Below are 21,616 nucleotides of genomic sequence, written 5' to 3' on the forward strand. Positions count from 1 at the left end.
CTCCTAATCTACTGTACTAGATAGGAGGTTTACGTGTTTTAATGATAGAGAATTACATTTTCAAAGTTGGTTCTCCTTCATTCAATGCTTCTTAACTCGTTTTGAACTTGGCTGATTCCTCTGCCAGCTGTCTGGTCAACGCATCAATCGTCTGCACCAGTTCTGCCAGATGTTTGGTCATGCCGGACTGCTCCTCCATGGTCGCGGTAACTTCCTCGATGGATGCGGATACTTCTTCTCCTGAAGCCGACAAGTTCTGCGCTGCACCGAGCACATCGTCTTTGTCGCGTTCAATGGACTCAATCTCCGCAGCGATGGCTTGTACCTGGTTCATCATGTTTTGCATATTGCGGGTAACAAAATTAAAGGTCTCTTTGGTTTGAGTAACACTGCTCTTATGCTGTTCCGCAATCGCTTCGATGGCCTGCACACTCTGATTATTTTGCTCTACATGTCCAATCGTCTGCATCACGATCCGGTTAATATCTTCCGATTGCGCAGTAGTCTGTTCTGCCAGCTTGCGGATCTCGGAAGCTACCACAGCAAAGCCCCGTCCCTGCTCCCCGGCTCTCGCTGCCTCAATCGATGCATTCAGCGCAAGTAATTTAGTTTGATTCGCAATCTCGGTAATCGTGCTGGTGATCTGTTGAATCCCCGATGAACTCTCTGCGAGTTGAACCGTTATCTTGGAGATGTTATGAACCTCTGCTTCGTTCCGATCATTAACAGCAATAAGCGCATCGATGACTTCATGGTTATTGTGAAAAGCTTCCGTGATTTCATCTGCCTGAGTCATGACAGACTGAGACATCTCATTCACGCTGGCGATTTTGCTGCCGACGTTCATAAATTTATCTACAATGGCCTCCGTATCATTCGCTTGTGATTCCATTGCACGAGATATTTCAAGCGCTGTCGCGGTTGTTTCGGTAATCGATGTCGATGTCTGCTGCGCAGATTGATCCAGCTCTGCCGTACTTGTATTCAGAACAGCAATCGATCCATTCATGCTCGAGATCAGCTGTCTGTTCCCCTCGGCCATGGTGTTGAAGCTGTCCGCCATTTCTTTGAATTCACCACTGTATTTCTCTTTCGCTTGTACCGTCAGATCGCCTTCCGCCAGCTGTTTAAACAGTGCGGTAATGGATGTAACAGGTTTGGTGATCACCCGTGAGAGCAGAATTCCAACGATGATTGAAAAGGCAAGAGAACAGAAAAGTACGATATACATCTTATTCGCCATGCTGGTTAGTGGCTTATCCACATCTTTATAAGAATCCTCTACGATAATGGTCCAATCGGACACCGGTATTTTGGAATAAAATACGACTTTCTCTTCATTGTTCAGGTCCCCCTGCTGTAATGTATCACTTGGGGCCAGATCGATCAGTGACTGATACTCCCCTGATTCCAGCTCTTTTCCTATTACATCTGGATCTGCCGAATGATACATCACTTTACCCACTCGGTCCAAAACAATCACTTTACCTTCGTCATTAATCTTGACGTCCTGTAATTGGTTCACAAAAAATGAGGTGGATATTGTGGCGATCAGGATCCCATTCACTTGTTTGTTCTCATCATATATCGGAGAAGCAAACACAGTGCCAAGAGTACCCAGGGACTTCGATATAATCCCTTCACTGATAACCGGACGTCCTTTGATCGCTTCTTGGAAATAAGCTCGGTCCGCTCGATCGCCTCCCACTGTTTCTGGATCGTTCGCAGCAACCACCGTACCATTCCGATCAATCAGCATCATAACAACTGCACCCTCTATGCCTTCAAGGCTTTGGGCTAATATATCATTGGCCTCTTGGACAAGATCCTTATTTTTATCAAAAAATACGTTTGCGTCCTCCGTTTCATTCAACCTGCGAATGGCCAGCAAGTCTTCGAAGGCCTTGTGCTTGGTCATCAGGAATGCGGACTGTTCTGATAGGTGGAGGGCAGTGAATAACCCTGCTCCAATTCGATCCGAATTCGCACGAATCTCATCTTCACTTTTATCCTGGGTGATCCCTTCAGCCACCTTGTAACACAGCAGAGCCGTTACAGTCAATACGACACACACGAGAAGACTGATCATTAAGGGTAATTTGAGCCGATAAGACATGTTTCTTAGACGCTGCCCTGTTTTTGCAAACATGTACTGCCACCATCCATCCTCTTTGGGTTGAACCCATTAATATTTGATATTTTAAATATCGGATTTCCCAAATTGTTTTTCGAGTTAAAAGAGCGCTTGCAAAAAAATAATTTTGGATTATGCGGAAAAAAGTAGGTCAAAAGCCTTTTCATATGCTTAGTAAAACCGGACTTTTGGTTAATACAAAATATAACATCTGAATTGTAAAATGGTAGGATAACCTGTTGTTTGAAGAAAGGAACGATTATTCAACATGAAAATGCCCACTTTATTAAATGTCATCCGTGCGCTTCTTGGATTGCAATCTATTCTCATTGGATTCTCCATCATATTCCTGATTCCGGAGATCATCAGTAAAAGTCCAGATTACCCCGCGTATCCACTATTTGATCAGATTGCCTATTACGCTAATATAGCACTTCGAATAATTTTTACTCTGGCACCCCCACTCTTGACGCTCATGTATATCTCAGGGCCAAGCTATAAGATGACGATTACGTTTATGTGCGTGACGCTGTTCTTCATGATTGTGTTTATTCCCAATGCACTCGTCCTGCTGAACCTGTTCATGCTGCTCACACTGCTGCTCCACAAGCCCAGCAAAATGTATCTGAAACAAGAAGGACCTTCCCGAGATTACTCGCAAAAGGACCTTCAATTATAGATTGGATATACTCACTGGACAATGAGATCGAGACTATATCTTGCAAGCTCGCCAGCTTGTATAAACAACGAAAGATCCTGCCAACAAAAGCGGCAGGATCTTTTTGTAAGAATATTTATAACAAACTGAGAATAGTTGAACATACGTGTCAGCGTTCCATAAGATCAATCAGAGCTGATTCTCACTGCTTCAATCCTTGGTTAACCATTAACCAAGCTCCGTAATTCGCTGTCTTATGCGCGGGAATAGGCCAAGGGCATTCTCGTAAAACACGTTCTCATGATGTTGCTCCGGCACGAGCCTGCGAACAAAATCAGCGTATAGATCAATAGGTGCCAGCGGCCAGTCCGTGCCAAACAGCATTTTCTCATAATGATCGGAATAGACCAAAGCCCTGCGAAAATGATCCATGAACAGCGGTTCGTTCATAAAGCGTTCGAAGTGCGGGCGATCTCCGACGACAAGCCCTGATAGATCCGCATACACGTTAGGATTCTTCGCCACCACCTCAGCCGCATCCATCACCCAGGGATCACCGAGATGGCAGATCATGAAGTTAACGCCGCGCTGTTGCAAGGCTAGCTCGTCCACCGTCAGTGGATGCGAATATTTGAGCAGCCCGTTCATCGAGTAGGTATCTCCCGTATGGATAACCACAGGTAGATTGTATTTTGCCGCCAGTTCATAGACTGGAGTGTAGATTCGGTCATACACATAGTGATGATAGTATCCGGCATACAGCTTGATTCCCGCGACTTCAGGGGATTGCAGTCTCGCCTCGATCCGGTCCAACTCCTCCTGAGCCTGCTTGCCTTCAAGCCGATTCGGATTAATGCCTACACATTCCATCAGAAACGATGGAACCTGCTCTTCCAGATCCAGCCCCATCGGGTTAGGCGAACTGGAGTCCGGGAATGCCCCCTTCGTCTGCTCGCTTACGCCCATACCTATGCCAAGGATGACATCATTTCGGTCAAATTCCGCCTTGAGACCAGCTGCGCTGTAGTCTACTTTGGACAGGTCAATGGCGGTACGGTGAAAGCTGTCAATATCTGATAGATGAATATGAATATCAATGATGGGCATTGGCGGCCTCCTCTGTGGTAGTTGTCGTTACAAATTTCAGTTTCAACAGCTCATGTATATCCGCCGAATTAAGCGTAAAGCGTCCCAGGACAAGATAAGTCGGCTGTGACCAGACGGTCTCCCCGTCTTTTATCGTAAGCACATGGGATACGTTATGCCCCGTCACCAGATTGTTGGCAAACGCCCAAGCATTCTGATCCGGATAACGGTTCACCGCATGCAGCATGTTTTGACGTGAAACGGACCCTATTCGGAAAAGGTCCCGGACAGACAGACCGATGTCTACCTTGCCCAGCGGGAATCGATCCTCGCTCGGTTGCTCAATCCAGCCCTCTGTATACTGATCCGATGGTTTGAAGAAACGCCCTTCGGTAAGTGTATAATTCGTCCGTACATGACCACTTTTGTTGGTTACAGCAAGCAAGGTACACAGCACAGGAACACCGGGTAACATCAGATAATGCTGGTGAACTGTCATTCCCCGATTCGCTTCATGCTTGTCGATGCATGTGGTCACCCGCATGCCTTTCCACACATTGCCGAATTGATCCTTTTGCTCCGACCAGGATATACTGGTGTGCTCCAGTTGGCGACTGAATCCGTTCATTCCGGGAATATCGACAAACATTCCGCCGTACCAAGGATTCCACCACGATCGAGGTGAAGGCTCAGGATACGAGCTGTCCAGCCACTCCTCTCCCTGAACTCGAAGAGAGTGTACAACACCGACGAATGACGGATCGGCTGAGATAGATAACACGCCATTATTCACGGTGTATAGCATTCTCGACTCTGCTGCTCCCTCTTCAATCACTTGCTGCACTTCTGATCTTGTCTGAGGGAACCAGAGCGCGGTTCTTTCCTGAATTCGATCCTCTCCCCTATATACGCTACGTATTTTCCAGCCGGTAATGTTCTCATGACGGTCGTGAAGTGCGAGAGGATCAGGGTGGTCAGCAGAGGAGGACTGTTGTTTATCAGGGCGATTCGCTACTTCGTTTTGTATCGGTTCCCCTGTTATTTCCGATGTCGTTCCCTCTACGTTCTCTAGTTCGGTCGCAGTTGCGGAGTCCTTAGGCGAAACCTTCAGCATGGCCGAGTCCAGATGCTCTGCCGCGTCAAATTCCATCGTACGCGCCTTCATCTCTGGTGTACCGCCTTGCTGTAAGTGCAGTTCCCATGTACCGGCAAGCGGCACAAGCTTATGTTCGGCTAATTCAACCTGAAGCTCATCGGGAGCAAAAAGATTCCCCCCATTCAGCGTCACATCTAGATGGCTGTCCAGCATAGGAATCGTTGTACTCGGCTGTTTACGGGCATATGCACGGAAGTCGGACCACTTCGCAAACGTATTGAGCGCAAACACCGTGTCCTTCGTACGTGCCACTCCTCCTGCCTCCAAGCATCCAAGCTCATGCTGTAACCCCAGTGTATATTCCGGCTTAATGAGCTTCAACGAAGGGTCCCAATAGATACCACACGTCCCGTACTCTTCTTGGCAGAACAACCAGTTCTCCGTAATCTGTCCACTATCCCAGTGGTTTGGATCACCTGCGTAGTCATCCCCCATATCCACAAAACGACCTTGGTATGGGAGAATAAGCCCGTTGCCGTAGAACCCAAAGTTATTCATCAGGAAGAGTTCTTCTTCCCATGTGGTGTCACTTGTATTCTCAACTTCATGAGAGAAAACAGCAATTCCGCTGGCAGACAGCTTAACAATCGTCTTGAGCAGGAGCCCCGGGAAATTTGCCAATTCATAGATGGCCTCAAAAACCTGATGGTTCCCCTCAGCATAAATTTTTACTTCCTTCGGTTCTTTCTTGGACAGCTCGTCCGAGTATGGTTTTCCAAGCTTCGGATAAGTCCACCAGAAGGAGTGACGTGATCCCGGATATTCAATCCACATCACATTATCATGTTTGTTCATATGGAGGGAGTAACCACCGTTGACCGCGATCCATTGACCGTTCACCTCTCCACCATATCGTCCTTCTATTCCCTTCATCAGCACAGAGAGTTTTTTTGTAAAAAGAACCTCGGATCTCCCCGCCGGAACAGCGGTAATCTCCACATCTTGTGCGTATATGCCATACGTATGCAGTGTAAACGGAACAGGTACAGCTCGTTTGCCCTTCGCTGGCAACGTAAAGCGTAGCGTACGCTCCGTCCATTCCAGAATCTCTCCTGCCGGAAGTTCCATACAAAACTCTGTTTCGACATCTACATTGTTTTCCACGTTCAGGATCAGCTCTGCCGGGATACCCGGATACAGCTCCTTCACGGGTAACACAGGTGTGATCTTGGCTGGAAATTTTGGAGCAATGCCGAGCTGGAACTGAGCTTTCTTACCGCCTATAAGCCAGGCGCTGCGAACGACCGGATGCGTTTTGCTCTTGTCCTGTTCCTCTGTCACCGGATCGAGGTGAAATTCTCCCTCCACCGTGATCGATTCGCCAGGTTGAACCGTATGCACGGTATTCAGCGCGAATCGGATATTTTTGTCATCCTGCCCTTCGATCTTGATTTCAAGATCGGAAGCCGATTTATTTTGGATATGATAACGCACGGGATAACTGGAACCAAACACCAGACCATGGTGGTCGACTTCGGTGTGGATTTCGTAATCCGGCGTTTCGAGAGCGGCCAAGCCGCGGCCTGTTTTTTCAAAAGTTGCCCGAAGGGATATATCTTCTTTTTCCCATGTATAATCAAAGAAATCAAACCCGTTCTCCTCACGTCCATCCGGCTCAATCACAAGCTCACGGGTGCTGTCGGCATACCAATCCAACGTTTCGAAATAAGAGGCAAGTGCCTCCGTTTGTAAAACAGTCGGAATGAAATTCATGAGGTGCACACTTTCATCCTTTTTCTCCCAAAAGAATCCACATTTCTTGTACATCGGCACCGCCTTGGTATTCCCTGCCCAAGTGAACAGATCCAGGCGCGGCCATCCCGCCTCCACCGTTTTCTCCACAGCTTTTAGAATCAGATTGCGGCCAATCTTATAACCGTGGTAATCCGGGCGTACGTTAAGTAGCGGAACATATAGTGCATTTTCGTCAAAACGATAGTGAGCAAAGCTGCAAAAACCGACAACCTCTTCATCATGAACAGCCAGAAATACGTGCAGATTGGAGGTGTTCTCCATCTCTTGGCGAATCGTCGCCTCCGTTCTCTGACTTGTCCCTCCTCCCCAGCTCTCATTGCTACGGTTCCACATATCTGCCAGGCTGGCGGCGTAAGAAGCATCGTATTCCACAATACGAATCTGATTCGTGCTGGATTGTACACTCATGTTCTGCTCTCCTTCTCTATATGTATAGGATGGTCTTCATGAACACTCACAGGTCTTCATCTGATCGCTGTAGCAAGTATCCAGTTTTTATGTAGTAGACTAGTGATAGTTTTATCATACTATATTTGGAAACATAATCAGAGTTTTCTTTTCCATAGATTCATACCGACTCAAGAACAATTGTAGGTAAAAAAAGAAACCTTAGACCCTGTTGATCCGTATCAATCAAGTGGCTCTCAAGGTTATGTATGGGGTAACATATCGAGTGGTAACACGCTAATTAACTATTCTGTAAGTTTTGACAAGCTCTATTCGTACTTGGTACTCTGGATAGAGAAGATTTTATTTATATCAAAAACAGATAGATTTGTGGAGGGAAAGCATGACGGAGTGGATCACGCAATTTATACTTTTCTTTAAAGATTTGTCGTACGGGGGCCTTGTGATTGCCTTATCCTTCGAATTTGTCCCTGCTGAACTCGTTCTGCCTATGGCAGGTTATTGGGTGTACCTGGGCGATATGAAACTATGGCTGGCTATTCTCGCAGGAACGGTAGGCGGAACGTTTGGCCCTCTGACACTATATGCACTGGGGCGTTACGGCGGCAGACCGATGGTCGAGAAATTTGGTAAATACTTTTTAATTCGCCCACACCATGTGGAAGCTTCCGATAAATTTTTCGAAAAATACGGCAGTGGGGTCGCGTTCTACGGACGCTTTGTGCCGGGCATTCGAACCGTCATCTCCATTCCATGTGGTATGGCGAAGATGAACGTGTTCAAATTCAGCATCTTTACGTTTCTAGCCATGCTTCCGATCACATCCATATACGTCTACCTCGGTTACAAACTGGGGGCACAATGGGAAGAAGTCGGTGAAGTTGTTAAACCGTATGTGATCCCGGCAGGCATGATCTTCCTGATTGGATTTGGTATGTACATGCTGTTGAAACGTTGGAAAAAAAGAACCGTTTAGAAGTAAGAGAAGTGAGAGATGAAAAGCCCCGACGATCGTGAGGATCGGCAGGGCTTTTGTTTCGTTTCGGAGATATGAGAAGTTGGGATCGAAACAATCTCTTCATCTGTTGAAGAACGGATTACCGGAATCCTAGATCAGTTCCCGTCTTCTTTTCAGATACACATATAACACTACACCAGACGCTGCACAGATCACCGCACATAAACCAATGAATCCATACCCCGCTTGAAGTCCGCGCAGCAGACCGAGCTGAGTGGTGGCACCGTACATGTTTTTCACGCCTTCAATAATCCACCCGATCACATAGTTACCGATGACACTGCCGACTCCCATGAGCGTCACCGTGAACGTAATCGCCGTGTCACTGCCGTTCGGATATCTGCGAGCGATAAATGCCATTACGGTTGGATAGATCATCGCAATTCCTGCACCCGATATCGCAAAGAAAATCGCCAGACTTTCTCCACCTGCAAGTGCCACAAAGGTACATACCGCCGAGAAAGCCGAGAACACGATCAACGAAAGTACGAATCCGATCCGATCCGTCAACGGCCCAAGCAACAAACGTCCGAGCGAGAATGTAAGGAAAAATGCTGACAATAAGCCAGAAGCTTTGACCGTGTCCCACGTGTAGGCTTTCTCCAGGAAGTTCACGAGCCAGCCCCCAACCGCCAGTTCGGATACTACGCCAAAAGAAAGAATAAGCACCATCAGCCACAGGGCTGGATCACGTGTTAACGTCTTGAGCGAGGTTCGATCTTCATGCGGAAGATCATCCCCCGGAAATGTACTACGCAGTGCCGCAATGATCGGCAGCAGGCAGAGCGACAACATAACCAGGTACATACCGCGCCAGTCCAGTTGATATCCAAATACCGTGAGCGACATCACCCCTGTCGCCAGCAATGGCGCCACCGTTGAACTGAGTCCATAGAAGAAATGGGACAGGTTCATCATCGTACCTGTATTTTTCACAAAAATCCGTGCCCCGAGAATCGCTAACGCAATCTCCAGCATCCCGTTACCGATGTACATGAAGAAGTAAGATGATGCAAAAAGCGGATAGGAATGAGACACATAAATAAACACACCTGAGAGGATCATGGATGCAAATGAAATGATGCTGACCGCCTTGATGCCCCATTTGCGGACCAAGATAGCCGTGAACGAACAAGCGATCAGATATCCTAACGCGTTCAGGGACAATAACGTCCCGAGCTGTTTCTCGTCCAGATTGAAGTCAAACTGAATACGTGGAATAGCCGGGCCTTTAATATTTTCCGATATACCAAATACAATAAATCCTAGAAAGATGGTTGCCAGCTGCATGGCGTACAGCTTGTTGAACTTTCGTTTGTTCCCTTGTGTACCTGCTTGCTGATTCAAAGTTAGTTCCTCCATTGTGTCTATATAAGTTGAAACAAGGGTCATTAACTCGAACACTCCGATGACAGAAGAACCTTCCGATCGCTGTTATCCCCAGATTTTTTGAATTCCCTTCTGCAAAGGGAAAATCCGGTGATAAAGGCGACCACTCCGTTTCTCCAGGTTTTTTCTGTCCTCTCCGTTACCTGTTTAATGAAATAGTTCACTTATATAAAAGAGTTATTACAATTCATTAATCCGATATGAGATCATCATTCTGATTAAAAGTCTTTTACCACTGCTTTTCAACCACCTGAATTCGGTAGGTCAGGCTTTCCAGTGTCACTGCTACCAGTCCGGTAACATATTCACGCCGGGTGTCACGGCAAATCATCAGTTCAGGCATATGCTCTTGTGGGATATGGCGGTCCAGACAGCCTTGTAACAGGTCATTCCGCATCGCGGGGTCCATCGTGTCGCCTGTGACGACAATGGCCGCTGGGTTGATGATTGCAATGATGGAGACCAGCGTCTGGATGACGAGTTCCTGCAATCCTTCTTTCGTTTTCAACATACGCAGCTGCTCTTCCCGTGAGACGCCGAACGGTAGAAAGGAAACCTCGCCCCCAAATTTCGTATTCCCGGTGAGTGGCCGACCATCAATAATAAAGCCGGCTCCCGGATAATGGTTTTCAGGGAACGTTACCACCGCAAAATTCTTCTCTTCCTCAAACTGCTGCTCATTGTACAGTCCATAAACCGTCAGATTCATATCGTTGCCGATTACGACTTCAATGTCTTCATATTGCGCTTTGAGTCTTGGACCCAGTGGATGATGCATTAACTCTGGTACGTCACAAATGCCAATGACACCATTGTCTGCCACACCCGGTATACCGATTCCAATCGCCTGCACATTGTGGTGTTGTTCGATCAGCTCAGCAATGAGTTCCTCCACTACCGTAACATTAATTTCATCCAAAATTACAGTCTGTTCTTCTGCCATCTCTCCGTTCAGGTTGGCATATGTATGCGTAATCGAATGGATACCGCCTTCTGTACGAATAATCAGACATAGCACACTCGCGTATTCCGCATTAAACTGATACCGACTCGCCGGTCTGCCCCCACTCGACTCATCCGGGCCCAGATCGATAATCTCCCCCGTCTGGAGCAATTCGTTCAGAATCGTGCCGCATGTTGCCACACTGAGTTTCGTCAGATTGGCTATGGATGCCTTCGTGCCTATACCCATGGATCGGAGTGTGTTTTTCACCAGTTCAACGTTAATGCGTTTGACCTGCTGGGTGTTGTAGGATGTGGGTAACATCGTTGGTTGTGTACCTCCTTTCGTTTGGTTGTGTAAGAGAGATCGCGTATTCGAAAAAGTATTGGAAGGTAGTTTTTAAAAGTATTTTAATAATTGAAGTTTATGGGCAATTTATGGAAAAGTCAATGCTTATTACTAACGAGATTGAGCTATAAAAGAAAGAGAAAATAACTAAACAATATAACACTTAATATTATTAAACTCTGTTTAATGGTAATGATAGAAAAATTAGACCTACAATCACAAATGGTGTTACCTCTTTTCTATTAGAGTAAGCTTTAACACCATATTATATTTTACACAATTAGTACTAAATGATAGAATTTCGTTTAAATGTCAAGGAGGTGGTTTTATGAGTTGGTTTTATTGGCCCGAATTTATCATTTTAACTATATGTCTTATCTCAATATTATTCGGAATTTATTATGTATCTCGTAAAATGCTAGGGCTCTCAAAAAGAGTTTCTAACTTAGAAAATAAAATCAATACAACAAAGAACAATGATTAGTCCATTGTTTATTCCTAAAATAAAACAATCATCTGGGACGGACTTTTAGAAACACTTCTAAATTGTTGTTTTGTACCTCCTTTCGTTTGTATGTTGAAGAGGGAATGGATGAATAGATACAAGGACAGCATAAGATCATTAGGAATGATCCTATGCTGTCCCTTTCTGTTTAAACCTTATGTAGACTGGCTCATGTGGTGGGCCAAGATGCTCTTTTCCAGCCTGAGTTCAAATAACTTGCGGTTCAAATCCTGTTCCATGACGTCTAGGATGAGTTTGTTACATGTAACCAGTTAGTTGACGCAATCGTCTTCCTGTTTGATGAGTTATTAGATATACTCTTCCGACTGGACCACAACTATAAGGTTGGCAAATCTGCATTGTCGAAACATAATAATAACATCTGTATTATCATGATATTTATAATAGTGGGTCTTTCTCAATGGTTAAAGTCGCATAAAAATCACTTCGCCTAACTTCTTTAGAGGTATGTTTTTCTATCCAATAGGCTATCGGTGCATCTGAGGAAAACACAATAAATCACAGACAATACAATACCTGTTACGTTTCAATTTCTCATAGCTGTTTTTCACCTCAAATGCACTTAAAAAATTCTCACACCAGAGGCGATGATCTCATTGATCCAAACCCTTTGAATAGGAAAATAGGCGCAAAGACTACTTCAATTTAAAGTGATCTTTTTTGCACCAACTCTCTTCGTCCAGACACTCTTCCTTGTCTTACAAATATTTTTACCCAAATTGATTAGGCAGAAGCGGAAATAGTGCACATTCACTCACCTATAAGAGCTTCTAGGTATATAACTATCCTAGGAAGTATAGAAGCGGAAGGGGTGACTTAATTGTACACTTGTAGAAAGTCTTATAATAAAACTAAAAAAGCACATAAAGAATGTAAATGCGCACCGTCAAATAATTACAAAACGATGCCTTGGTATCCTAAAAAATTGAGATATCATAATTGTAGTTCTACTCCTTTAAATTATTGCAAAAACATGCCTTGGTATCCAAAGAAATTAAAGTATTTTAATCTCCCGAAATCTAAATGTCAATGTTCGCCTTCGGCAATGAACGGTATGGATACGGTCTTTAAACCGACACAAGAAGGCTACCCTCCTGAAGGTGCAAGTATCTTCTCCTTTATAGGGATAATGGCATACTACTTCCCTGGGGTATCCACCACTAAACCTGATGGAACAGATAGATTTCAGTCAGATGTATCGCGCGCTAGACAAATCTGGAACTTCCCCATTATTCCAACACGAGCCGTCCAACTCACGCAGCAACAAGCAGATGTCATCAACCTTCAGCAATCTGATTTAACTTGCAGTAGTGATTTCTTGGATAGACGTGCTCGACAATTGATGGCAAGCCGGAGAGTAAGCGACTCTACCCGCTTCTACAAAGATTTAATCACGGTATGGTATGTTCCCTTCAATACTTTTGAACGGAGTTCGACCGTTGGATGTGCATGGAGCAATGTAGGTGGTCCTGGTTCTGAATACCAACATATCATCGTAACTGAAAATGCAAACAACTCTTCAAACTTAAGCTTGCTAGCACATGAACTGGGCCATATCTTTTTCGGTACGGTACCTGGGCAAGATAATAGTGACCCGACAGGTCCAGACATTACTACACTAATTCAAAATGAGAATGGAACGACAACTACCATCACACCTTCACATAGTTTAGCTGAAGATAATGTAATGTATCCAACACCTAGGAATAATACAGTTGTCGAACGTAGTCAAAGAGAGAAAATGGCTTCATCCAGACTGGTGCCGATCGATATCCTTATTCCTTCGTAAACAACTAGAGGTAAAATCTTTGGAACATCGTGCCCCTTTCTGAAGGGTTCTCTCTATGCACCGGATTGAACATCTTAAAAATCACCAAAGTGATAAATCTGCTACCTCCATTATTTATCCGGATCTATTGCTGTAGCTCCAATATAATGGGATCTTTCCAATAAACTTAAAAAAACAATAGATAGTTAAGCGGCCTTGGTCCTGAATTCATCAGGGCTGAGGCCGTTCATGTCCAACCTAAGACTGAGAACAATGTCAATCTGGCGTACGTTTTGAACCCCTGACGAGTCAAGTAAAATAAAGTTATGAGTTCATGAACAATCATGACTTTAATACATTGAACCAGAGGAGACATATCCTATGAACAAAATAAAAAAAACAGGTTTGTGGCTTGGCGTTGCAACTCTGACACTATCACTCATACTTCTTTTTTTTCCAACATGGACGCCAAAATAAAAGGCTCAAACAGTATTCATGTATTGGAACAAGTTGTAATCAACGGCACGAGCCATGAAGTCATGATTAGAGGGGAGGATCTGGCAAACCCAGTGATCCTTTATGTACACGGTGGACCGGGAGTATCTGAACTTCCGTACGCCAAGAAGTACCAAAATTTATTGGAATCTCAATTCACGGTTGTGAACTATGATCAGAGAGCAAGCGGCAAATCCTATCATTTTTTTGAGGACTATTCCAATCTTTCAGCGGACTTGCTGGTTGAGGATGCACTAGCCGTCACGGATTATATTACTAAACGTCTGGGGAAGAACAAGGTAATCTTGATTGGGCATTCCTACGGAACATACATAGGAACTCTTGCTGCACATCGGGCACCCGAAAAATATGAGGCCTACATTGGCATCGGACAGATGGCAGATACACAACAGAGCGAGACGGATGGATGGAATTACGTTATGGAGCAAGCCCAGCTTACCGGTAATCATGAAGACATAAAGCAGTTGGAGCAGATCTATGAACCGATCAAACAAGGGCAGGCGTTCACACCGCGAGATATCGCTGAACGTTACGGAGGTGCATCCAGGTTGATGGACAGCCCTGACAACAGCTTCCTGGGGATGACCTTCAGCAATGAATATAATATGCTTGATGCCATTCGCTTTTATAAAGGCATAATGTATTCACAAGAAATATTAATAAGTGATGCTATGAGTCGTCCTTTACCATCCTTAATTACGAAGCTGGATCTACCCTTTTATTTTGTCATGGGAGATTACGACTTTATGACTTCATCCCATGCCGCCAAGGTGTTTTTTGATCAGATTGAAGGAAATCAAAAGGAATTCATTACTTATGAGGACTCGGCTCACTACCCACATTATGAAGAGCAACAAAGATTTTTTGATTGGATGGTAGATACCTTTATCAAGTAAAAACCTTGATCATTCAATACTGTATCCTTCAGGATCCCACCACCATGGATTTATGTAAAAAAAGAAAACAATACGGGCTGTCCGATATAAGCTCCCGCAAATCCCTTGGAAACTATAAAAGGGCGTCCACACCATTTGCATGGTTTCTGGACACCCCTTTACTCAAAAAGACTATTTTGCTCTAAACGACTATTTTACATAGTGATACATATCACCAGACTGGACAAAATGGCACGGAATATCTTCTTCGATCGCATCAGGAATATACGTTGACATAAACTTCATGCCAGGCTCCTCCATGTTGAAGTGACCCACTGATATAATGGCTTTGTTTCGATTGAGCATGCTGCTATCACGAACGTATTCACTGATCGAAAAGTCAACGAGTTCCATCGCCAATAATACATCGATATTCTCTTCTTCCATCTCCTGAATAAGTTCATTCGCATCCCCAGAGATGTGGAACGGAATCCGGACTTTGCGAACTCTCGTGTTAACATCCCCAATAATGCGTGCCCCTTCTAAGTTCATTTTGCACATCAGCTCTTGAGCAAGCTCTTCAGCAGTACATTCAGGGATCTCTGTGGTTAACAGGGATGATCGACCGTCAGAGGTGTAGGTTTCCCATCCCATCTCTTTGGCGAATCCATAGAAAATACCATCCACATACGATCCATCTGGCATCGGGATGCCGGAATGCACATAGTCGTGATTACGCCACACAACAATCTGATTGTCGTCCAACAATTTTTTCTTGGCCAGAAAAGTCTCATTCTTTGATTCCAGCAACCACTCCTGATGATCTCCATGATTCCAGAACAATGCTTCGTGAACAATGATCAGGTTTGCTCCCAGATCCCTGGCTTTTCGAATGACGTCCACACTGGCAAAAACAGTGGTCACAATCCCTGTACATTCCTGATCTGTGTTACCATACAGAACGATGTCCCGAGTCGTCTCTTCTGTTATTTTCTGACCCAGGATGTAATCACCTTTATGATAGGCCATGATTTTAGAGATGACCTGGTTAATCTTCACGCTTTCGCCCCCCCGACATCTTCATTTAATTTCATAAACAACATGATCACAAAACCGGAAATCGCAGCGATGGCAAGCGTAATCCCCAACGCAACATAGTTCCAAGTGGAACCACCAACAAACGCAGCGATCCCATACACCCCATTGGACGTACTCAGAACGTGAGCCGTCAGTTTCATTAATCCTGCTCCCAGACCAGCAATCCCTCCGGAGATCGCTCCGGCAATCAATGGCGTCTTATAAGGAACGGACAATCCGTACAACATCGGTTCGCCCACCCCGCCCAGGAACCAGGTGATGATATATCCGAATGTTAGTTTTTTGTTCGTTTTATTTTTGAACTTATACGCACATGCCAGAGCTACACCCGCCGCAGACCAGCTCGCGCAGATGATTCCCGGCAACAAGAAGTTATCATAACCCAGGAGAGGGAACGTAACAAACAAGTAAGTCATCAATACCATGTGCATACCTGTAAGAACCAATAAGGTGAAGGTAGCCCCAATCACAGCGACAGCTAACGGTCCTGCCACGTCATTCAAGGCAATAATGGCATCTGCGATGTATTGACCAAGGTATCCCCCAAGCGGAGCCAACCCAGCGAATGCAATAGGAAGCATAACTACCAATGTACCAAAAGGAACAGCAAATACTTTTAATGTATCCGGTGTATACTTTTTAAACCAATTTTCCACGTAACTCATAATCCACACAATCAGGAGCATCGGGATAACCGTGCTGGCATAACTTTGGGTCGCTGCAGGTATGCCATATACGCTGAACGGTTGACCATCTGCAGCCATCTGCATGAATGTTGGATGTAGTAGCGCGCCACCCAGCAACATAGCAATAGGCACACTGACATTCAGCTTACGCGCTGCCGACCAGCCTAGGAAGATTGGCAAGAAATAAAATCCCGCATCCCCGATAAATGCGAAGAGCTTATATAGATCAGCTTCCGGCGAAACAACATTCAGCAGGCTTGGCCCGATGATCGCAATAATCGTCTTACACAAGGAAGCTGCTAATAAAATTGGAATCAATGGCGTCAAGCTTCCAGCCAAGTAATCAAATATTGAATTGATAACACTTTTGAATGTCTTTTTTTGACTCGCGGCCGGTGTTTTTACCGATTTCTGTTCAACGGCTTCACCTGATTCGCCACCCATTTCACCCACCAGAGCGTCGTATACCGCAGTTACCTGAGTACCGATAATGACCTGATACTGACCTCCTGAACGGGCTACTCCAACGACCTTCTCATTTTTTCTGAGTTCATCGTCTTCAGGAATGCTCATATCTTTCAGATTAAACCGCAGTCTTGTCATACAATGAGTGACACTTTCAATGTTGGCCTTTCCGCCAACTCCCTCTAGAATTTTCGCTGCAGCAGATTGAAATTCTTCATTTTTTTTACTCATACTTGTAGACCCTCCCCAATGTAATTTAAAGGCATTCTTGAATTGTTCGCTTGCTGCTTTTTTATATAAAAAAACCCAAGGCAAAAGTGAGCTATGCTCATTTCACCTTGGGTAATGCCTCCATAACGAGTTACAATCCCTGATTTTCGATTTTAGCATTTCTGAAGATTCGATAGATGTGCATCATTAAGTATAGAACTTCACCTTCTGTGCTTTGGGAGTCCAATTTGTCATCTATAAATTGGCTGACCATATAAGCGCATTCATAGACGCGAGGATGTAATTCTTTGATGGCCAAGATCAGATCTCCGTTATCATCTTTGAATTGTGATTGATCTTTAACCCTTTTCAAGAAATATCTTAGATGCATCGCAAAACGATTGTAATTAAAATCATTCCTGTCCACCGTTATGGAAAAGAATGTTTCAATCTTATCGATGATTTCCAGAATAAGTTCCTCTGTTACTGTGCTTTCGTCGGCTTCTCGTTCTTCTTCTGCAATCACAAAATGCATGGCTATGTTGGTAATTTCACTGTCTGGCAGTTTAACGTGCAGCTTCTCCATAATGAGCTTCACCGCATATCGTCCCAACTCTGTTTCTTTCGGATATAGCTGCTCTACATCGTATGAGAACAACATTTTCATCTTTTTGTATTTCTGCAATCGAATGATAGCAAAATTAATATGATCGGCCAGGCTGACCACCAGATTCGGGTTAAGATTGCTTGCAATCTCCATTCGTGCTTTCTGCACAATAAGTGCAGCAACTTCAAATACATTTTCCGGAATTTCCTGAATAAGGTTATAGAACTTGCTATCAATGCGATAAAACGTCATCGAAATTTGATTCAAGTCTGTAATCTCGTAAGGCATCGCTGGAAACCCAATCCCTTTGCCAAAAGCGATCAACTCGTTATTAAGACTGTCCACACATAAGGCTACGTTATTATTTATTTTCTTAATAGCCTGCATTAGCAACCCACCTTTAATATCTTCATTGTAGGCAACGTTTGAGGATGACATAGCTGATGGCCTGCAACACACTCTAAGATTTAAATGGCGACCGTAATTTGTACATGACACCCTCTTGTCTGTTTCCTGCTTCACTTCAGGATTCCTCGAGTATTTCCCCTAATTCTACATCCTTCTCGCTGCTCAACACCACACTCCATGGGATATACCCCAAAATATGGAAAAGGCATGACCCAAAACATGTATATTTTACATGTCCTGGGTCATGCCTTTGCAGTAACAAGCCCATATTTAAGCTACCATATTATTTATGGTTTAGCAAGCGTTCTCTTTTAATTCATTAGGACAATAGAGGGACCCTGCTTGCCCTTCCATTGGAGGCCGGACGTCCCATCTTGTCGAATAACATATAACAAGTGAAGATCTTGGCACGTCATATGTAAAAAGAAGAACCCATAAACCATCTATGGGCTCCCTATGAATCTACAGTCCCAGATTGAGTTTCAATCGATCCAACTGTAAAAAATGATGTCTGTAATGCATAGCGATCAACTCGAACCACTCTTGTGCATTTAATGCTCCCATGCTTGGGTGAAGCACTTTACGTCCTATGGTTACCTCGTCCAGAACAGCCGCTTTACTTCGCATCTGTTCTAGAACCTGTTGAAGTCCCTCGAACAGTTGTTGCTTGCTTTCGGGCGGTTGTGGTATATATTGCGGAGATGCGGGGAGTTTCACACGGATCGGTGGGAATTGTCCCAGTTCAAATATCTGACTGCCCAGCTCCGTTTTTTCCGTATCTGCATGCACGGTCTGCTCATCATTGGCCAAACAACGCTCGATATTGCGCAATTGCATGAATAATGCAGATTGAATCAAATGTACATACATTTGTCCAATGGACCATTCTTCCTCATTTTCTTTTTGAAGTAACTCATTCATATCCAATTCATTCAGCTCTGCCATATATCTCTCCATAGTAGTCTCGAAGGACTGCAATACTTCCTGGGTACTTTTCATTGTTCAAACAACTCCTCTTCATCCGGGATATCTCCCAGTATAAAAAAGCACTACTGACAAGAGTATGTCAGTAGTGTTTCAAGATGTCATTTGCGATTTCCCGTATCCGGATACGTAGTGATTGTGGCTCCATCACTTCGATATCTCCACCAAGTCCAAGTAAATGATGCACTATTTCCTCCGGATTACGAACACGAAAATCAAAAACAATATTTTGCTCTTCTTCCTGAACGTGATCGATATAAAAATGAAGAACCTCTCTAATCTGGTCAGCAACATCTGATTTTGCACGGACCAGCACATGTTCATTCCGATCATCTGGCGGCTGGTACTGATTCAGATCAAAATCTGGCGGTAAAAGAAAACGCTCCTCCAGCACGGAAAGCTCTGTCATGCGGGACAACCGAAAATGTCGAATGTCCTGCCTTAGATCACACCTCCCCAGCAATACCCAATTCTCCCGTATGAGGGTCAGCCCATAGGGTGCAACGACACGCTGGCTAGAGCGTTTCCCGTCCGCTCCCGGCATTTTTTTCAGATACATAAAACAAATTTTGCGTTGTTCCAAGATCGCATTGCGTATATCGCTAAGATACGTTCTCACCAACAAGGTTGTATCAGGCCCCATCGGGTGAAGCACGCGCATCGTTTCTTGCACACGCGAGGTCGCTTCACGAATGGCTTCTGGTAAAATGGCTTCAATTTTGCGTTGTGCCGATTTGGCTTCAATGCCGTAGGCGGCATCCCACCTCTGTTCAACAAATTTAGCTCCCATGAGCAGGGACACCGCTTCTTCTGCTGTGAAGCTGACCGGAGGAAGAAAATAGCCTTCCATCAGGGAATAACCATGACCCGGAGCGCCTATAATTGGAACACCTGCCTCACTCAATGCCTGGATATCCCGATATATCGTGCGAACACTTGTCTCGAATTGAGATGCCAAATCCTCCGCCCTGATCAGCTTGGTTCGTTGTAGTTCAAGCGTGATTGCGAGCTGTCGCTCCGTTTTGTTCATGTTTGTTCAATCCCCTACGGTTTAATTCCTTGCTTACGATACATGTTTAATCATATCATGGATGAAACCATAATTACCGAAAAATGGCTGCAGCAACGCAATTCAACTCTGGTCGCCATTGTTATGGATACATAATTGGAGGTCAGCATATGCGTAAAAAACGTTGGATTGTGAGTATAATCATTTTGATATTCATCATCATACTGCCTTTGAGTGAATTCATGCTGCTGTCTTCGGAAAAGGTTGGCATTCTGAATACCACATACCGATTCATGTCAGGTGCACTTCCTATTCGCACGCAGGGACAGACCTTGTCTTATCATGGAAAAATGCAAGCTGCAGATATTCCGGACATAGTAGCATATTCGACCAGTGATGAAGGGACGACTTTATACAAAGCCATTGGCACTCCCGTCCCACCTCCATGGATTTATGTGAAAAATGAGAATCATACCGTTTTTCGTTATACATATCCTCATCTCCCTTGGAAAATGTAATCACAAAAAGCCTTTCAGAACATATCTGAAAGGCTCTTTGTGTTGTAGGCTATTGTTTCATGGGCTTTTGATCCATAGCTTACTTCCATTGAACTTCACCATATAAGCTCAGTTACATAAGCTCTACTACATAAGCACTTCTTAAGCATTTTATAAGCACGCTTCTCATTGAGCTTCTCTTCCAACTCACGTTCATCCCACTCCGCAAGCATCTCTCAACCGAATCGGCCGCTAATATAATCCTGCGTGCGCGCATCGACCGGTTCGGAGAACATGCTCTTCGTAGCCGAATATTCTACAACCTCACCGTTCAGGAAGAACACTGTCTGCTGCGAGACACGTGCTGCTTGTTGCATGTTGTGGGTAACCATGACAATGGTATAACGTTCCTTCAACTCATGCGTCAGCTCCTCAATCTTGAAGGTGGAGACTGGATCAAGAGAGGCCGTCGCTTCATCCATCAGCAGAATATCCGGTTCCACAGCCAGAGCACGTGCGATGCAGAGACGTTGCTGCTGTCCACCTGACAGACTAAGCGCTGAACGCTTCAGGTTGTCTTTGACTTCATCCCAGAGAGCGGCGGAACGCAGGCTGCGTTCAACGATCTCGTCGAGCTTTTTTTTGCCATGAATCCCGTGTTGTCTTGGTCCAAACGCAATGTTGTCATAGATGGATTTCGGAAAAGGATTCGGTGATTGGAATACCATTCCGATCTTCTTGCGCAGTGTCTCCACGTGCACGTCACCACTATAGATATTGGTTCCACCAACAGCCACTGTTCCTTCAATGCGTGTGCCCGGGATCCGGTCATTCATACGGTTCAAGGTCCGCAGCAGCGTGGATTTCCCACAACCGGATGGACCGATAAACGCTGTAATGGCGCGTTCCGGGATCGCAATGGAAACGTCTTTTAGCGCCTGAAACTGGCCGTAGAATAAATTCAGCTTATTAATTTCAATAATCGATTGCACAGTGTGCCCTCCCGGTGATGAATTAGAATATACTTTTTTCAGCAGATGCTCTAAGTCAAAAATAATGCTTGGCGCCTATC

General features: G+C 44.7%; 15 protein-coding genes and 1 pseudogene. 5 read left to right on the plus strand and 11 right to left on the minus strand.

Translation table 11 applies throughout. From position 1 onward, the window contains the following. Positions 1–91: 91 nt before the first annotated feature. Complete coding sequence (locus PQG66_RS12260; RefSeq protein WP_272037944.1) at positions 92–2,149, minus strand: methyl-accepting chemotaxis protein; 2,058 nt, start codon at positions 2,147–2,149, stop codon at positions 92–94. A gap of 253 nt (positions 2,150–2,402) precedes the next feature. Between PQG66_RS12260 and PQG66_RS12265 the strand changes: the two genes are divergently transcribed. Further along, the gene (locus PQG66_RS12265; protein ID WP_272037945.1) at positions 2,403–2,813 is read left to right on the plus strand and encodes a hypothetical protein; all 411 of its coding nucleotides are present in this window, start codon (positions 2,403–2,405) and stop codon (positions 2,811–2,813) included. Between the two features lie 207 nt (positions 2,814–3,020). Here the strand turns inward: PQG66_RS12265 and PQG66_RS12270 are convergent, their stop codons facing one another. Together PQG66_RS12270 and PQG66_RS12275 are read right to left on the minus strand one after the other, a co-directional pair. Then, positions 3,021–3,899: an amidohydrolase family protein gene (locus PQG66_RS12270; protein ID WP_272037946.1), complete on the minus strand. Its 879-nt coding sequence runs from the start codon at positions 3,897–3,899 to the stop codon at positions 3,021–3,023. Next, entirely contained in the window at positions 3,886–7,197 is a 3,312-nt protein-coding gene (locus PQG66_RS12275; protein WP_272037947.1) for a GNAT family N-acetyltransferase, read from the minus strand. The genes PQG66_RS12270 and PQG66_RS12275 overlap by 14 nt, the downstream gene beginning before the upstream one ends. A 382-nt stretch (positions 7,198–7,579) precedes the next feature. Between PQG66_RS12275 and PQG66_RS12280 the strand changes: the two genes are divergently transcribed. After that, positions 7,580–8,173 carry a DedA family protein gene (locus tag PQG66_RS12280; protein ID WP_272037948.1) on the plus strand — a complete coding sequence of 198 codons (594 nt, stop codon included), beginning with the start codon at positions 7,580–7,582 and terminating at the stop codon, positions 8,171–8,173. Positions 8,174–8,305: 132 nt separating this feature from the next. Here PQG66_RS12280 and PQG66_RS12285 read toward each other — a convergent pair whose 3' ends face one another. After that, on the minus strand, positions 8,306–9,505 hold the full coding sequence (locus PQG66_RS12285) for an MFS transporter (protein ID WP_272038156.1): 1,200 nt from the start codon (positions 9,503–9,505) through the stop codon (positions 8,306–8,308). A 328-nt stretch (positions 9,506–9,833) separates the two neighbouring features. Next, positions 9,834–10,871 (minus strand): ROK family protein, encoded by a 1,038-nt coding sequence (locus PQG66_RS12290; RefSeq protein ID WP_272037949.1) that lies wholly within the window; start codon positions 10,869–10,871, stop codon positions 9,834–9,836. Positions 10,872–12,475: 1,604 nt separating this feature from the next. Here PQG66_RS12290 and PQG66_RS12295 point away from each other — a divergent pair. Together PQG66_RS12295 and PQG66_RS12300 are read left to right on the plus strand one after the other, a co-directional pair. Beyond that, positions 12,476–13,210, plus strand: coding sequence for a hypothetical protein (locus PQG66_RS12295; RefSeq protein ID WP_272037950.1), 735 nt, complete (start codon positions 12,476–12,478; stop codon positions 13,208–13,210). A 360-nt stretch (positions 13,211–13,570) separates the two neighbouring features. Continuing rightward, positions 13,571–14,601: pseudogene (locus tag PQG66_RS12300) on the plus strand (alpha/beta fold hydrolase). A gap of 189 nt (positions 14,602–14,790) precedes the next feature. On the opposite strand, the gene PQG66_RS12305 reads toward PQG66_RS12300, so the two are convergent. The 5 genes from PQG66_RS12305 to PQG66_RS12325 all read right to left on the minus strand — a co-directional run bounded on the left by PQG66_RS12305 (position 14,791) and on the right by PQG66_RS12325 (position 20,068). Next, entirely contained in the window at positions 14,791–15,639 is an 849-nt protein-coding gene (locus tag PQG66_RS12305; protein WP_272037951.1) for a Nif3-like dinuclear metal center hexameric protein, read from the minus strand. After that, positions 15,636–17,060 carry a PTS transporter subunit EIIC gene (locus PQG66_RS12310; protein ID WP_272037952.1) on the minus strand — a complete coding sequence of 475 codons (1,425 nt, stop codon included), beginning with the start codon at positions 17,058–17,060 and terminating at the stop codon, positions 15,636–15,638. Before PQG66_RS12310 ends, PQG66_RS12305 begins: the two co-directional genes overlap by 4 nt. Before the next feature lie 130 nt (positions 17,061–17,190). Further along, positions 17,191–18,033, minus strand: a complete 843-nt coding sequence (locus tag PQG66_RS12315) for a PRD domain-containing protein (protein WP_272037953.1) — start codon at positions 18,031–18,033, stop codon at positions 17,191–17,193. 483 nt (positions 18,034–18,516) lie between these two features. Beyond that, positions 18,517–19,053 carry a DinB family protein gene (locus PQG66_RS12320; protein WP_272037954.1) on the minus strand — a complete coding sequence of 179 codons (537 nt, stop codon included), beginning with the start codon at positions 19,051–19,053 and terminating at the stop codon, positions 18,517–18,519. A 67-nt stretch (positions 19,054–19,120) separates the two neighbouring features. Further along, complete coding sequence (locus tag PQG66_RS12325) at positions 19,121–20,068, minus strand: helix-turn-helix transcriptional regulator (protein WP_272037955.1); 948 nt, start codon at positions 20,066–20,068, stop codon at positions 19,121–19,123. Positions 20,069–20,217: 149 nt separating this feature from the next. On the opposite strand from PQG66_RS12325, the gene PQG66_RS12330 reads away from it, so the two are divergent. Further along, positions 20,218–20,565: a hypothetical protein gene (locus PQG66_RS12330; RefSeq protein WP_272037956.1), complete on the plus strand. Its 348-nt coding sequence runs from the start codon at positions 20,218–20,220 to the stop codon at positions 20,563–20,565. Positions 20,566–20,780: 215 nt separating this feature from the next. Here the strand turns inward: PQG66_RS12330 and pstB are convergent, their stop codons facing one another. Then, positions 20,781–21,536, minus strand: a complete 756-nt coding sequence (gene pstB, locus PQG66_RS12335) for a phosphate ABC transporter ATP-binding protein PstB (protein ID WP_272037957.1) — start codon at positions 21,534–21,536, stop codon at positions 20,781–20,783. Positions 21,537–21,616: the final 80 nt, after the last annotated feature.

This window comes from Paenibacillus sp. JJ-100 (assembly GCF_948329825.1).
Taxonomy (GTDB): domain Bacteria; phylum Bacillota; class Bacilli; order Paenibacillales; family Paenibacillaceae; genus Paenibacillus.